This window comes from Entomomonas moraniae, assembly GCF_003991975.1.
GTDB classification, from domain to species: Bacteria; Pseudomonadota; Gammaproteobacteria; order Pseudomonadales; family Pseudomonadaceae; genus Entomomonas; species Entomomonas moraniae.
On the sequence record NZ_CP029822.1, the window covers coordinates 3,127,508 to 3,140,593 of the forward strand.

Here is a 13,086-nt window from a genome sequence, read left to right on the forward strand (position 1 = left end):
TTATAATAAAGCTTGATGGATAAACAAACAATAGTATCCGTCTCTTATCTTGATTATACTTATCATATAATTATGTAATTTTGTATGACTTTGTTGATTGAGAAATTTTACAAGGTATTGGGAGAATCTGTTTTGGTATTACGAAAGGATTTATTGGCAGTATTTTTTTTAATTACAGTCGCACCGTTTTGTGCCTTTGTCCACTTGGCACCACTGGGTGACTTTTGGCCGTTTTTTATGGCATGCTCTGCCGTGGTTATTTGTACAACTATTGGCTTAGGTATCGCTAATTTCAAACAAAATAGCCTATTGGTTTCTCCCTTTGTTGGTTTGCTTTCAGGCTTCTTTTTGTTTCTTTGTTTATTAACTGTTATTCAAAATGTCAGTATAAATGATCAAGTCATATTGGTAATTTATAGCGTTATTGTTGTATTAACAGCATTGTTAGCGGTTCAACTAGCTCAAAAAAGTGACGTGCAATATTATGACTATTTAGCCATCATTTTAGTGGTTGGCGGTGTTGTGCAGAGTATTGGAGCTATCGCGATTCAATACCGATTGATGGGTATTGATTACTGGATGGTACCTGTTTTTAATCGTTTAATTGGTTTTATTGCGCAATCAAACCAATTAGCCATTTATATGATGGTTGCCTTTTTGGCATTAAGTTATTTAACGCTTCGTCGATTGATGCCAATTGTTATCGCCATAGTTATTGGTGGATTGTTTGGTTTTATTTTATTTGGCAGTGGTTCGCGCGCGGTCTTGGTTTATCTTATTTTGTCTGTGATTATTACGCTTTTCTGCCTAATCAAATCAAAAGATAAAACGTATGTGAGATTTGTTTTTTTAATTCTTGCGCTTATTTTGGGAGCCATTGTTTATTATTATTTACCTACTATTATAGGTTGGTTCTCTGACGATTCTGCTCAAACCATAGCTTTACAGACTAGTAGTTCTTATGGGCGAACGGCTGCGAGCGACTCTTTTCGTTTGTCAGAAATAAAGAAGGCATTCGCCTTATTTAAGGAGATGCCACTTTTAGGTGTTGGATTTGGTAATTATGCTGCAACAGGTTTTTGGTTTGCAGTACAAGATGGTAGCTACACGTTTTTAGGTGATTTAAGCGTACATAGCCACAACTTATTTGCTCAAATTTTGGCTGAATTTGGTGCTGTAGGTTTCTTAGCACTGCTTGCTATTGTGGGGTATATTGTTGTCCGCTTTTGGCAAACCCCTAAAACATTGCAGTGGTGGTTGGTGTTAAATATTTGTTGTGTTTACTTTGTTAATTCAATGCTTGAGTATGTTTTATGGCGCATGCAGTTTGTACCTTTGCTGGTGCTCGTGATAGTGCCCTTGATATCGCCTGTGATAAAATTACGATTCTCTCGCTGGATTAGCCCTCTAGTCTGGATTGTAGTTGCAGGTATTTTCATTGTTATGGCTAACCAATCATTAAATACGTACGCGAAAAGTTTCTTTTATAATCAAGAGACTGTTTTGATGGATAAGGCAGATTATCAAACCTTCTTATCGGCTACTGATGATTTAATTTGGGGACGTGAAATACAACAACAAGAATTTGTAAATTTGTCGCCTAGTATCATTGATTTTGCAAGACAGCAACAAGTGACCGATACTATGTTAAATTGGCATCCTTATGCGCCTGTTATTGTCAATAAAATACAGTTATTGTTGTTATCAGGACAGGTAGGAGATTTAGAACGCTTTTCTACTGCATTGGTAAGGGCTTACCCTGACATGGTGCCTAGCATCTGTGGTTATTTTAATGGTTTTAATGATTTGCCGAATCCTCAAGGATTACGTGCTGTTAAAAAAGTATTGGATTGTAGATCTGTGTTATCTAAAAAAAAGTAACACGCTGAAATGATATAAAATGGTAGTTGTATAAATGACAAATAAATTATTAACAGAACTCATTACATTATTAAATTTAGAGCATATTGAAGAAGATATTTTTCGTGGTCAAAGCCAAGATTTGGGACTGCGTCAGTTATTTGGTGGGCAAGTTTTAGGACAGGCTTTGTCGGCGGCAAGTCATACAGTACCCGATGATAGGTCAGTGCATTCATTGCATGGTTATTTTTTAAGAAGAGGGGACTCGACAAAGCCTGTTGTTTTTTTTGTTGACCGTGTGCGAGACGGAAGAAGTTTTAGTTCTAGACGAGTCAGCGCCATTCAAAGTGGTAAAACTATATTCTTTTGTAGTGCTTCTTTTCATCGCCCTGAAACAGGTTTTGAGCACCAAGTTGAAATGCCAGATATTCCGGGGCCTGAAGGTTTGGATAATGAGGCAACGCTGATTTTAAAGCAAAGAGATACCTTGCCCAAATCGCTGTATGATAAGGTAAAGGGAGGGCGCCCTATAGAGATTAGGCCTGTTTCTAATTTTAATCCGTATGCTCCTCAAAAAAGACCAGCTATACGCTACGTTTGGTTTAGGGCGGATGGCGAAGTGCCAGATATCGCTTCTTTGCATCGCTATTTATTAGCCTATACCACAGATTTTAATTTATTAACCACCAGTTTATTACCGCATGGCAAAGGCTTTTTGGACGTAGATATGGAGGTGGCTAGTATTGACCATAGTATTTGGTTTCATAGCCAGCCTAATATGAATGAGTGGATGCTTTACTCTATACAAAGCCCTTGGGCTGGTGAAGCAAGAGGATTATCTAGAGCAGAAATTTTTACACAAGATGGACGATTAATCGCTTCAGTTTGTCAGGAAGGACTCATTCGACAAGTTAAAGAGCATTCATAATTACTAAAAGGTGAGCACTAAAATGAATTCAAAAAAAATTAAAGCATGGAGTGTTCATGCCTTTACAGCCAGTGGGGTGGTATTTGGCTTATTGGCTTTGTTAGCGATTTTAGATAATGACCCCAAAATGGCTTTTGTTTGGATGGGAATTACACTATTTATTGATGGTATTGATGGTACTCTGGCACGTCGATATGATGTCAAAAATCAAGTTCCCGAATTTGATGGCACAGTGTTAGATTTAATTATTGATTATCTTACTTATGTGTTCGTACCTGCTATCTTTGTGTATTGTTATGTTCCTTTACCCGAAGGTACTAAAACATTAACAGCTGCTATTATTTTATTGTCTTCATTCTTTTGCTTTTGTAATAAGCATATGAAAAGTGCCGATAATTATTTTGTTGGGTTTCCTGCGACATGGAATATTGTAGCATTATACTATGTGGTTCTTAGCCCACCTGCTTGGGTTATCTTCATTGCAACGGTTATGTTGGCTATTTTGTCGGTGGTTCCTATTAAGTTTTTACACCCTTTTAGGGTTCGTAAGGCCATGCCGCTGAATATTTTCTTTACGGTTATTTGGCTCATTGCTAGCGCATTTTTAATTGCGCAATATGGACATTTTAAAGTGTGGACATTGATGTTGTGGTGGGTGTCTGGTCTTTACTTTATTGGATTTGGTATTTGGCAAACGATTTGTGACAGAAAATAATACGTGGTACGTTTATCTTGTTCGAACGGAGCATGATAAGCTCTATTGTGGTATCAGCAACGATCCTATTGCAAGGTTTTATAAGCATTGTAATGGGACGGGAGCAAAGTTTTTTGCAAGCAGTAAAGCCGTTGCTTTAGTTTATATTGAGCTTTGTGAGTCAAAGTCACATGCATTAAAGCGAGAGTATATGATTAAGCAGTTTTCCAAAAATAAAAAGGAGCAGTTGGTCGCAACTAACTGCTCCTCTCATCAGCTACCTTTTTATAATGACCACATCTCTTAAGTGACTAGTAGAAGTGGGGAGGGGACCTATGGTATGGCAGGAAATTGAACACCACTTAAAGCATTATCAGCCTAACTTACAAAATTTTCCTAATACCCTTAAAGAAGCGGCAGTCTTAATTCCTATTTTAAAGAAAGATAAACCTGAGATTGTTTTAACGCTACGTTCTAACGAACTGTCTACCCACCAAGGGGAAGTCGCTTTTCCAGGTGGCAAACGTGATGCAAGTGATAAGGATTTGCTTCAAACAGCATTACGAGAGTCTTATGAGGAAATTGCGTTAGTACCTGACAATGTAAAGATTGTGGGTTCATTACAGTCGTTAGTCTCTAAGCATCGTTTGATGGTAAAGCCATATGTTGGATTGGTGAATGATCCTTTTACTTATCGTGTAAATGCCGATGAAATAGCTCATGTGTTTACAGTGCCATTAGATTTTTTCAAAACCCCACCTCGTACCTTCACGCATCGAATTGATTGTTTTGGCATGCATTGGTATGTGCCTTGTTATCAATATCAGCAATTTAAAATTTGGGGGTTAACGGCCAGCATTATTGTTGAGCTTGTTAACTTGTTATTTGGTATGCATGTTTCTTTGCATAATAGGCCAGAACATGCAAGTTTGATTAAGCTTTAATAATTTAGTGTGGTATACATTTCAAGAAGCTAAGTTCTCAATTTCTCTAGTGCTACTAATAGAAAAGAGATAGACAATGACTCATATTCTCACGATAATGTTTAGTGTTAGTATTTAGTCAATCTTATCTTACTACATTATTAGGGGAATTAGCATCGTATGGATATTAATCAGCAAATCATATAGAGCCCAAACTTTATAACAAAAATTGAATTATCTCTAACTCCAGAAATAAAGAAAAGTCTTAGTTTTGCAGGAACCATGCAACAAATAGTGGGGGTGTTAACAATCATATCGGGGGCTATGACTTGCTTAGGTATCATTACTATACTCTTTGGTATTCTTGTACTTATTTCAGGCATTAGGCTTTTTAATTCAGGCTCTAACCTTTCAATGGTAGCGACGACGGCGGATGGAAAACAATTAGCTTTGGCCCTTACTAATTTAGCTTCTTATTGGAAATGGATATTAATTAATATAATAATTATTGCTGTGTGTATCTTTGTGTTTTTTGCTTTATTTGCGACTATTCTTTCAATAGCTGTATCATCACATTAATTATTGTTTATACTTTAATATATAATTCATAGCGATGTTAAAGCATATATAAATCTGAAGCATCTTAGTGAAAAGGTACTGACTAGATTTTGTGCTTAACTATTGATTGATAAGCTGATTTCTATCTTTATCTTTTTTTCTTAGTTCTATACGATAAAGCTGAAAAGAGAAAAGTTTCCTGATATATTGCTTCACTATTAATAATAAATAATAAAACTATCTATATATATGGTGTTATTGGTAACCTGTTATTGTTAAAATAGTGGCAAAGCACATGGCTATTTAAAAAATATTAAAGTTTTGAAGTAACAATCTTGTGAGTAGTCTAATTAAATTCAAGCAATTAAATATTAATTATTAGTAAGGAGTTCTTGTAATGAGTGAGTATGCACTCTTTACTTCAGAGTCTGTATCTGAAGGTCATCCAGATAAAATTGCGGATCAAATTTCTGATGCGGTTTTAGATGCAATTATTACCAGTGATAAGCATGCACGTGTTGCGTGTGAAACACTAGTAAAAACAGGGGTGGCAATTATTGCTGGTGAAATTTCTACAAATGCATGGATTGATTTGGAAGAGTTAGTTCGCCGTGTAATCTGTGAGATTGGTTACACTTCATCAGAAGTTGGTTTTGATGGAGCAACTTGTGGTGTATTAAATATTATTGGTAAGCAGTCAGGTGATATTGCAAAAGGCGTTGATAGACAAAAACCAGAAGATCAAGGTGCAGGCGATCAAGGTTTAATGTTTGGTTATGCCAGTAATGAAACAGATGTGTTAATGCCAGCCCCTATTTGTTTTTCTCACCGCTTAGTCGAGCGCCAATCTGAAGCTCGTAAAAGTGGGCTATTACCTTGGTTACGCCCAGATGCGAAGTCACAAGTCACTTGTCGCTATGAAAATGGTAGAGTCATTGGGATTGATGCGATTGTCCTTTCTACACAGCATAATCCGGATATTTCACAAAAAGATATTCAAGAAGCAGTTATGGAGTTGATTATCAAGAATGTAATACCTAAAGAGTTATTGCATAAAGATACTCAGTTCCATATTAATCCAACAGGTCAATTCATTATTGGTGGCCCTGTGGGAGATTGTGGCTTAACAGGCCGTAAGATTATTGTAGATAGTTATGGTGGTATGGCACGTCATGGAGGTGGTGCTTTTTCTGGAAAAGATCCTTCAAAAGTGGATCGCAGTGCTGCTTATGCCGGTCGTTATGTGGCAAAAAATATTGTTGCAGCTGGGCTTGCTGATCGTTGTGAATTACAAGTATCTTATGCGATTGGTGTAGCACAACCTACCTCTATTTCTATTAATACCTTTGGTACGGGTAAAATCAGTGATGACAAAATTATTCAATTAATTCGTCAACATTTTGATCTTCGTCCTTATGCTATTACAAAGATGCTCGATTTGTTGCACCCAATGTACCAAGAAACGGCTGCTTATGGACATTTTGGGCGTACTCCAATACAAAAAACTGTAGGGGATGACACCTTTACGACCTTTACATGGGAGCGTACAGATAAGGCAGAAGCACTCAAGGTAGATGCTGGCTTAAAATAAACTTTTCCATATGAGAAATAAGAAGGCAACATCATGTTGCCTTTTTATTCTTTAAAGGAATAAGTACCTGCATAAAAAGTATTTTTAAGAATAAGAAAAGCCCGATAGAATACCAAAAATAATTACATAACAGGGTATGCTACTATGTCGATATTAAATAAAACAATTGGGAGTATTATAGGGATAATATTATCTCTACCTGTAGTAGCAACAGAGCTACTTAATGTCTCTTATGATCCTACTCGTGAGCTTTATAAATCTTATAATGAAGCATTTACAACGCATTGGCAAGAAACGACGGGCGAGGATATTACAATTAAAAGTTCCCATGGTGGTTCTGGTAAGCAAGCACGCGCCGTGATTGATGGGTTAAGAGCTGATGTGGTTACTTTGGCCTTGGCCGGTGATATTGATGCAATTAATTTAAAGCAACCACTGATTGATAAAGACTGGCAAACCAAGCTACCCAATAATAGTACGCCTTATACTTCAACGATTGTATTTTTAGTGCGTAAAAATAATCCAAAACAGATAAAAGATTGGGATGATTTGGCCAAAGAAGGCATACAAGTCATTACACCTAATCCTAAAACATCAGGAGGAGCCCGTTGGAACTTTTTAGCAGCGTGGGCATATGCCAAACACAAGTACGGTAGCGATGACAAGGCAAGAGAGTTTGTGAAAAAGATATATGCTAACGCTCCTATTTTAGATACGGGTGCGCGTGGTGCAACAACAACCTTTGTACAACGTAAGCAAGGTGATGTTTTGATTGCATGGGAAAATGAAGCACATCTTGCATTACAAGAGGAAGGGGGCGATCAACTAGAAATTATAACCCCTTCTTTATCCATTTTAGCTGAACCTCCTGTTGCTGTTGTTACTAAAAATGCTGAGCGTAAAGGTACGTTGAAACAAGCAACAGCCTATTTAGAATATTTGTACAGTGAGCCCGCTCAGCGTATCATTGCACAGAATTTTTACCGCCCACGTAATGAGAAAATAGCTGCTGAATTTAAAGACCAATTTCCTACCTTGAAACTTGTTACAATTGATGATGAGTTCGGTGGATGGAGTAAAGCCCAGCCTAAGTTTTTTAATGACAAGGGAATATTTGACCAAATTTATGGTGAAATAAATCAATAAACGTATTGGATAGATATAATGTCATTTCGTCAGTCTTCAGTTATACCAGGGTTTGGATTCACATTAGGGTATACCCTAATGTGGCTTTCCTTGATCGTTCTAATTCCCATGGCCGGAATGTTTTTTTATGCTAGCCAAATTACAATGGATCAGTTGGGCGCAATATTAAGCAGTAGGCAGTTACAGTCTGCATTAAAGTTATCACTTTATACTTCCCTTATCTCTGCATTTATTGTTTCTATTATCGGTAGTTTATTAGCATGGGTGTTGGTTCGTTATACCTTTCCTGGGCGTCGTTTTATTGATGCATTGGTAGATTTGCCTTTTGCCTTGCCTACAGCTGTAGCAGGTATTGCCTTAACAACACTGTATGCTCCACAAGGTGCTATTGGTTCTTTATTGCCTTTTAAAGTAGCTTATTCGCCGCTAGGTATTACGGTTGCGCTTGTTTTTGTGACCTTACCATTTGCCGTTCGTACTGTGCAACCCGTTATAAAAGATATACCACGAGAGATTGAAGAAGCTGCACGTAGTTTAGGAGCAAATACATTTCAAACTTTTATCTTTGTGATTTTCCCTATTTTATTCCCTGCATGGATGACAGGCTTCTCTCTCGCATTAGCCCGTGGGATTGGTGAGTATGGCTCCGTTGTATTTATCTCGGCCAATATCCCTTATAAAACAGAAATTCTACCGCTGTTAATTATGTCTAAGCTTGATCAATTTGATTACGTAGGCGCAACAGCTGTTGGTGTATTAATGATTATTATTGCTTTCGCTATGTTATTGATCATTAATTTAATTCAACGGTATTTAAAACCTGTTTATATTTTAAATTTGTTTTTAAAGCTCTTTAATTTTATTAGGGCATAAGGCTAATTATTATGATACGTTCGAATTACACAGGTAAATTCTCTTGGTTAGCACTGGTTCTTATTGTGCTAGTTTGGATAATCTTTGCACTTATTTTTCTTATGCCTCTTTGGGCAGTTGTCTCACAAGGTTTAGCTAATGGACTTAGTGGATTTTGGGACGCAATCAGAACACCTGATGCCATTTCAGCGTTTAAGCTGACACTGATTGCGACAGGTATTTCAGTGCCGTTAAATATCATTTTTGGAGTAACAGCAGCTTGGTGTGTCACAAAATATGAGTTTTGGGGAAAGAGTGTTTTAATTACTTTAATTGATATTCCATTTTCAATTTCTCCGGTGGTTGCAGGGTTAATTTATATTTTATTTTATGGTGCTCAAAGTTATTTTGCTGACTTCTTTAATCAGCATGATATTCAAATTGTTTATGCGGTTCCCGGGATAGTACTAGCCACTATTTTTGTTACCTTTCCTTTTGTAGCTCGCTCATTGATTCCGCTTATGCAGGAGCAGGGAACACAAGAAGAAGAGGCTGCACGGTTATTAGGTGCTAATGGGTTACAAATCTTCTGGTATATCACATTACCCAATATTAAATGGGCTATGCTCTATGGGGTTGTTCTATGTACAGCAAGGGCGATGGGAGAGTTTGGTGCTGTTTCAGTTTTGGCCGGTAATGTTAGTGGTGGCACGAATACCTTACCCTTACACATTGAGATTTTGTATAACGAGTACAATATAGTGGCTGCATTTAGCGTCGCTATTTTATTATTAATAATGGCGTTGGTTGTCTTATTGCTCCGTCAATGGAGCGAGTCACGTTTAAATCGCTCCCGCCAACGTCCAGGAGACACTTCAGCATGAGCATAACGATTCAGAATGTCACTAAGAGTTTTGGTAATTTCAAAGCGTTAAATAATATTAATTTAAAGATTAATAGTGGTGAACTGGTTGCTTTATTAGGTCCGTCGGGCTGTGGTAAAACGAGCTTGTTAAGAATTATTGCAGGTTTAGAAAAACCAGATGAAGGTAATATTATTTTTCATGGTGAGGATGTCAGTGGTCATGATGTGCGTGACCGTAATGTTGGTTTTGTTTTCCAACATTATGCCTTATTTCGTCATATGACAGTATTTGATAATGTAGCATTTGGTTTGCGTATGAAGCCCCGAGCGGTTCGCCCCTCAGAGCAAGTAATTAAAGAAAAAGTACAGTATTTGCTACAAATGGTGCAGTTAGATTGGTTGGGAGATCGTTACCCCGAGCAATTATCAGGTGGACAACGCCAACGTATTGCTCTAGCACGTGCTTTAGCCGTCGAACCCAAAGTATTATTACTCGATGAGCCTTTTGGGGCGTTAGATGCTAAAGTTCGCAAAGAGTTACGTCGTTGGTTGGCAAGGTTACACGATGAAATTCATTTAACTAGTGTTTTTGTAACCCATGACCAGGAAGAGGCCATGGAAGTATCTGATCGTATTGTAGTGATGAATAAAGGTGTTATTGAGCAGGTAGGTTCCCCTGCCGAGTTATATGACCGACCCGCAAATGGTTTTGTTTATCATTTCTTAGGTGATTCTAATCAGTTTAAAGTGGGCGATAAAGAAATCTTATTTAGACCCCATGAGGTTGATCTTGCATTAACCGCACAACCAGATTATTTCGAGGCTGAAACATTGGATATTCGCCCATTAGGTGCGATTACACGTATCAGTATTCGTCCAGAAGGACAGCAAGATATTTTAGAGGTTGAGCTGACTAAAGATACGGGTGTTTTACAAACACTTCAGCGTGGGAAAACCGTTTATTTCAAACCAAAACCACATCAAATTGCTGGCTAAGTAAAAAAGGGTTAATCAAATGATTAACCCTTTTTTGGTTCTACTCTACCGTAACGCTTTTAGCTAAATTACGGGGTTGGTCAACATCAGTCCCTTTTAAAATAGCTACATAATAGGACAATAATTGCAGCGGAATAGTGTAGAGAATAGGCGATAGTACATCGTGAATATGCGGGATATTAACCACATGGATAAATGCTGCTTCTTTGATCTCGACGTCTTCATCAGCAAAAATAAAAAGCTCACCTTCTCGCGCTCTAACTTCTTGTAGATTTGATTTTAATTTTTCGACCAAATCATTGTTAGGTGCTACGGTAATAACAGGCATATTGGCATCAACTAATGCTAAAGGACCATGCTTTAACTCACCCGCAGGATAAGATTCTGCATGAATGTAAGAGATCTCTTTAAGTTTTAAAGCGCCTTCCATTGCAACAGGGTATTGTGCACCACGGCCTAAGAATAATGCATGGTGTTTTTCTATAAAATGCTCTGCTAGTTTCTCAATGGTTTTGTTAGAGGCGAGCACTTCATCTATTCGGCTAGGTAGTCTTCTTAATTCCCTGATTAGAGTGGTTTCTGCTTCAGCTTCTAACGTCTTTTGTGCTTTTCCTAAGGCAATAGTTAATAATAATAATGCGGTTAATTGGGTGGTAAATGCTTTGGTGGATGCAACACCAATCTCAGGTCCTGCTTTGGTGAGTAGAGTAAAGTCTGATTCCCTTACCAACGAGCTAGTTGGGTTATTACAAATAGCCAGACTACCTAAATAATTACCCGAAGGGTAGGTTTCTGAAAAGGCATTACGTAGAGCCGCTAATGTATCAGCTGTTTCGCCAGATTGTGAAATAGAAAGGAAGAGTGTGTCTGGTTGTACTGCTACACGGCGATAACGAAATTCACTAGCTACTTCCACTTGGCAAGGAATGCCAATCAGTGCTTCTAACCAATAGCGAGCAACAAGCCCCGCATGGTAGCTAGTACCACAGGCTACAATTTGAATATTTTTTACTTTTGCAAAAAGCTCTTCAGCATTGGGACCAAAACTCTGTAGATTAATTTTATCGCCAGTGATTCGACCATCAATAGTTGCTTGAATAACAGTAGGTTGCTCATAAATCTCTTTCAACATAAAGTGGCGATATTCGCCTTTATCGGCGGCTTCTGCTGAGATTTGTGCTTTTATTATTTCACGCTTTACTTCTTGGCCGGATTGATCCCACAGCTTTACATTATCACGCGTAATTTCAGCAATATCGCCTTCTTCGAGATAAATAAAGCGGTCTGTTACTTGGCGCAATGCTAATTGGTCTGAAGCAAGAAAGTTCTCGCCAATGCCTAAGCCTATCACAAGAGGGCTACCACTGCGTGCGGCTACAATACGATCAGGTTGTTGTACACACATAGCCGCTAGGCCATAAGCACCTTTTAGTTCTTTCACTGTCGCTTTTAGGGCAGAAGCTAAATCACCTATTTCTGACAGCTTATGGTGAAGTAAATGAACAATAACCTCAGTGTCTGTTTGTGAGGTAAACACATAACCTAAGCTAATGAGATACTCTCTTAGTGTTTCATGATTTTCGATAATACCATTATGAACAAGGGCAACTTGGTCATGTGAGAAGTGTGGATGTGCATTTTCTTCAGTGGGAGCGCCATGCGTAGCCCAACGAGTGTGTGCTATACCAATTTTACCTGTAAATGAAGTATCCTCTTGCAGAGCATTAGCAAGCTGACTGACCTTACCCGTTCGGCGAATACGACGGAGTTTTTGTTTATTATCAATAATGGCGAGTCCTGCGCTATCATATCCTCTGTATTCGAGGCGTCTCAGTCCTTCGACTAATAAAGCTGTTACATTGCGTTCTGCAATGGTACCTACAATTCCGCACATCTTAAATATCCTCTGAGTCTTGCAGTGTCGCGCATAAAAGTGTTACCCCATGTTGGGTAATCTGTTGTTGTATTGTTTGGTTTAAACGGTTGTCAGTGATAAGAATATCAATCTTATCCCAAGGAAGTTCTATATTAGGTATTTTGCGGCCTATTTTATCAGACTCTAACATCACGATAACTTGGTGGGCATTATTAGCCATTACTTGTGATAATGATAAGAGTTCATTAAAGCTCGTGGTTCCTCTCTCAATATCAAGTCCATCTGCACCAATGAATAATTGGTCGAAGTCATAAGCATTAACAGCATTCTCTGCTATTTTACCTTGTAATGAGCCAGAGCAGGGATCCCATGTGCCCCCTGTCATGATTAAATTTGGACCTGCCTCAATAGAAGATAATTGATGAGCAACTTTGATGGAGTTGGTCATGACCACTAAGTTCTTTTTATGTATTAATAAAGGGGCAAGAGCTAAAGTTGTATTTCCACTGTCAACAATAATTCGGCTATTGTCTTTAATTAGCTGGCTAGCTCGTATGGCGATAGCGCGTTTGTATTGTGATATGAGTTGTTCATTGGTATCACTAGGTAAGCGAATAGCTCCACCGTAGCGACGAAGTAATTTGCCTTCATTTTCTAAAAAGGCTAAATCTTTTCGAATCGTAACTTCTGAGGTATTTAATTGATTAGCTAATTGCTCAACTGAGAGTTCTCCTAGTTGATTAATTTGCTCAATAATAAAGTTACGGCGTTGATGGGGATTACGTTGTATCATCTTT

The 13,086-nt window shown here is 38.0% G+C and carries 13 protein-coding genes; 11 read left to right on the forward strand and 2 right to left on the reverse strand.

Translation table 11 applies throughout. The features are described 5' to 3' along the window. Positions 1-132 precede the first annotated feature (132 nt). The 11 genes from DM558_RS14560 (at position 133) to DM558_RS14610 (ending at position 10,413) form a co-directional block, all read left to right on the forward strand. Positions 133-1,881: an O-antigen ligase family protein gene (locus DM558_RS14560; RefSeq protein ID WP_164731472.1), complete on the forward strand. Its 1,749-nt coding sequence runs from the start codon at positions 133-135 to the stop codon at positions 1,879-1,881. A gap of 34 nt (positions 1,882-1,915) precedes the next feature. Further along, positions 1,916-2,788, forward strand: a complete 873-nt coding sequence (gene tesB, locus DM558_RS14565) for an acyl-CoA thioesterase II (RefSeq protein WP_127164604.1) — start codon at positions 1,916-1,918, stop codon at positions 2,786-2,788. Positions 2,789-2,810: 22 nt separating this feature from the next. Continuing rightward, positions 2,811-3,503: a phosphatidylcholine synthase gene (gene pcsA, locus DM558_RS14570; protein WP_127164605.1), complete on the forward strand. Its 693-nt coding sequence runs from the start codon at positions 2,811-2,813 to the stop codon at positions 3,501-3,503. Then, the gene (locus DM558_RS14575) at positions 3,490-3,789 is read left to right on the forward strand and encodes a GIY-YIG nuclease family protein (RefSeq protein ID WP_127164606.1); all 300 of its coding nucleotides are present in this window, start codon (positions 3,490-3,492) and stop codon (positions 3,787-3,789) included. The genes pcsA and DM558_RS14575 overlap by 14 nt, the downstream gene beginning before the upstream one ends. A 28-nt stretch (positions 3,790-3,817) precedes the next feature. Next, on the forward strand, positions 3,818-4,426 hold the full coding sequence (locus DM558_RS14580) for a CoA pyrophosphatase (RefSeq protein ID WP_127164607.1): 609 nt from the start codon (positions 3,818-3,820) through the stop codon (positions 4,424-4,426). 231 nt (positions 4,427-4,657) lie between these two features. Further along, a complete protein-coding gene (locus DM558_RS14585) occupies positions 4,658-4,984 on the forward strand; it encodes a DUF5362 family protein (RefSeq protein ID WP_267128208.1) in 327 nt (108 codons plus the stop codon). Between the two features lie 376 nt (positions 4,985-5,360). Further along, positions 5,361-6,554 carry a methionine adenosyltransferase gene (metK, locus tag DM558_RS14590; protein ID WP_127164609.1) on the forward strand — a complete coding sequence of 398 codons (1,194 nt, stop codon included), beginning with the start codon at positions 5,361-5,363 and terminating at the stop codon, positions 6,552-6,554. 144 nt (positions 6,555-6,698) lie between these two features. Further along, positions 6,699-7,700, forward strand: a complete 1,002-nt coding sequence (locus tag DM558_RS14595) for a sulfate ABC transporter substrate-binding protein (RefSeq protein ID WP_127164610.1) — start codon at positions 6,699-6,701, stop codon at positions 7,698-7,700. Between the two features lie 18 nt (positions 7,701-7,718). Then, positions 7,719-8,573: a sulfate ABC transporter permease subunit CysT gene (gene cysT, locus DM558_RS14600; protein ID WP_109703842.1), complete on the forward strand. Its 855-nt coding sequence runs from the start codon at positions 7,719-7,721 to the stop codon at positions 8,571-8,573. A gap of 11 nt (positions 8,574-8,584) precedes the next feature. Continuing rightward, entirely contained in the window at positions 8,585-9,436 is an 852-nt protein-coding gene (cysW, locus tag DM558_RS14605; protein WP_127164611.1) for a sulfate ABC transporter permease subunit CysW, read from the forward strand. After that, on the forward strand, positions 9,433-10,413 hold the full coding sequence (locus DM558_RS14610; RefSeq protein ID WP_127164612.1) for a sulfate/molybdate ABC transporter ATP-binding protein: 981 nt from the start codon (positions 9,433-9,435) through the stop codon (positions 10,411-10,413). Before cysW ends, DM558_RS14610 begins: the two co-directional genes overlap by 4 nt. 40 nt (positions 10,414-10,453) lie before the next feature. On the opposite strand, the gene glmS is transcribed toward DM558_RS14610, so the two are convergent. Beyond that, complete coding sequence (gene glmS / locus DM558_RS14615) at positions 10,454-12,307, reverse strand: glutamine--fructose-6-phosphate transaminase (isomerizing) (RefSeq protein WP_127164613.1); 1,854 nt, start codon at positions 12,305-12,307, stop codon at positions 10,454-10,456. A 1-nt stretch (position 12,308) separates the two neighbouring features. Continuing rightward, entirely contained in the window at positions 12,309-13,082 is a 774-nt protein-coding gene (locus DM558_RS14620) for a DeoR/GlpR family DNA-binding transcription regulator (protein ID WP_127164614.1), read from the reverse strand. Between the last annotated feature and the right edge of the window lie 4 nt (positions 13,083-13,086).

Coding starts and splice junctions, on each gene's coding strand:
- tesB (WP_127164604.1), top strand. CDS start 1,916: ATGACAAATAAATTATTAACAGAACTCATTACATTATTAAATTTAGAG.
- pcsA (WP_127164605.1), top strand. CDS start 2,811: ATGAATTCAAAAAAAATTAAAGCATGGAGTGTTCATGCCTTTACAGCC.
- DM558_RS14580 (WP_127164607.1), top strand. CDS start 3,818: ATGGTATGGCAGGAAATTGAACACCACTTAAAGCATTATCAGCCTAAC.
- metK (WP_127164609.1), top strand. CDS start 5,361: ATGAGTGAGTATGCACTCTTTACTTCAGAGTCTGTATCTGAAGGTCAT.
- DM558_RS14595 (WP_127164610.1), top strand. CDS start 6,699: ATGTCGATATTAAATAAAACAATTGGGAGTATTATAGGGATAATATTA.
- cysT (WP_109703842.1), top strand. CDS start 7,719: ATGTCATTTCGTCAGTCTTCAGTTATACCAGGGTTTGGATTCACATTA.
- cysW (WP_127164611.1), top strand. CDS start 8,585: ATGATACGTTCGAATTACACAGGTAAATTCTCTTGGTTAGCACTGGTT.
- DM558_RS14610 (WP_127164612.1), top strand. CDS start 9,433: ATGAGCATAACGATTCAGAATGTCACTAAGAGTTTTGGTAATTTCAAA.
- glmS (WP_127164613.1), bottom strand. CDS start 12,307: ATGTGCGGAATTGTAGGTACCATTGCAGAACGCAATGTAACAGCTTTA.
- DM558_RS14620 (WP_127164614.1), bottom strand. CDS start 13,082: ATGATACAACGTAATCCCCATCAACGCCGTAACTTTATTATTGAGCAA.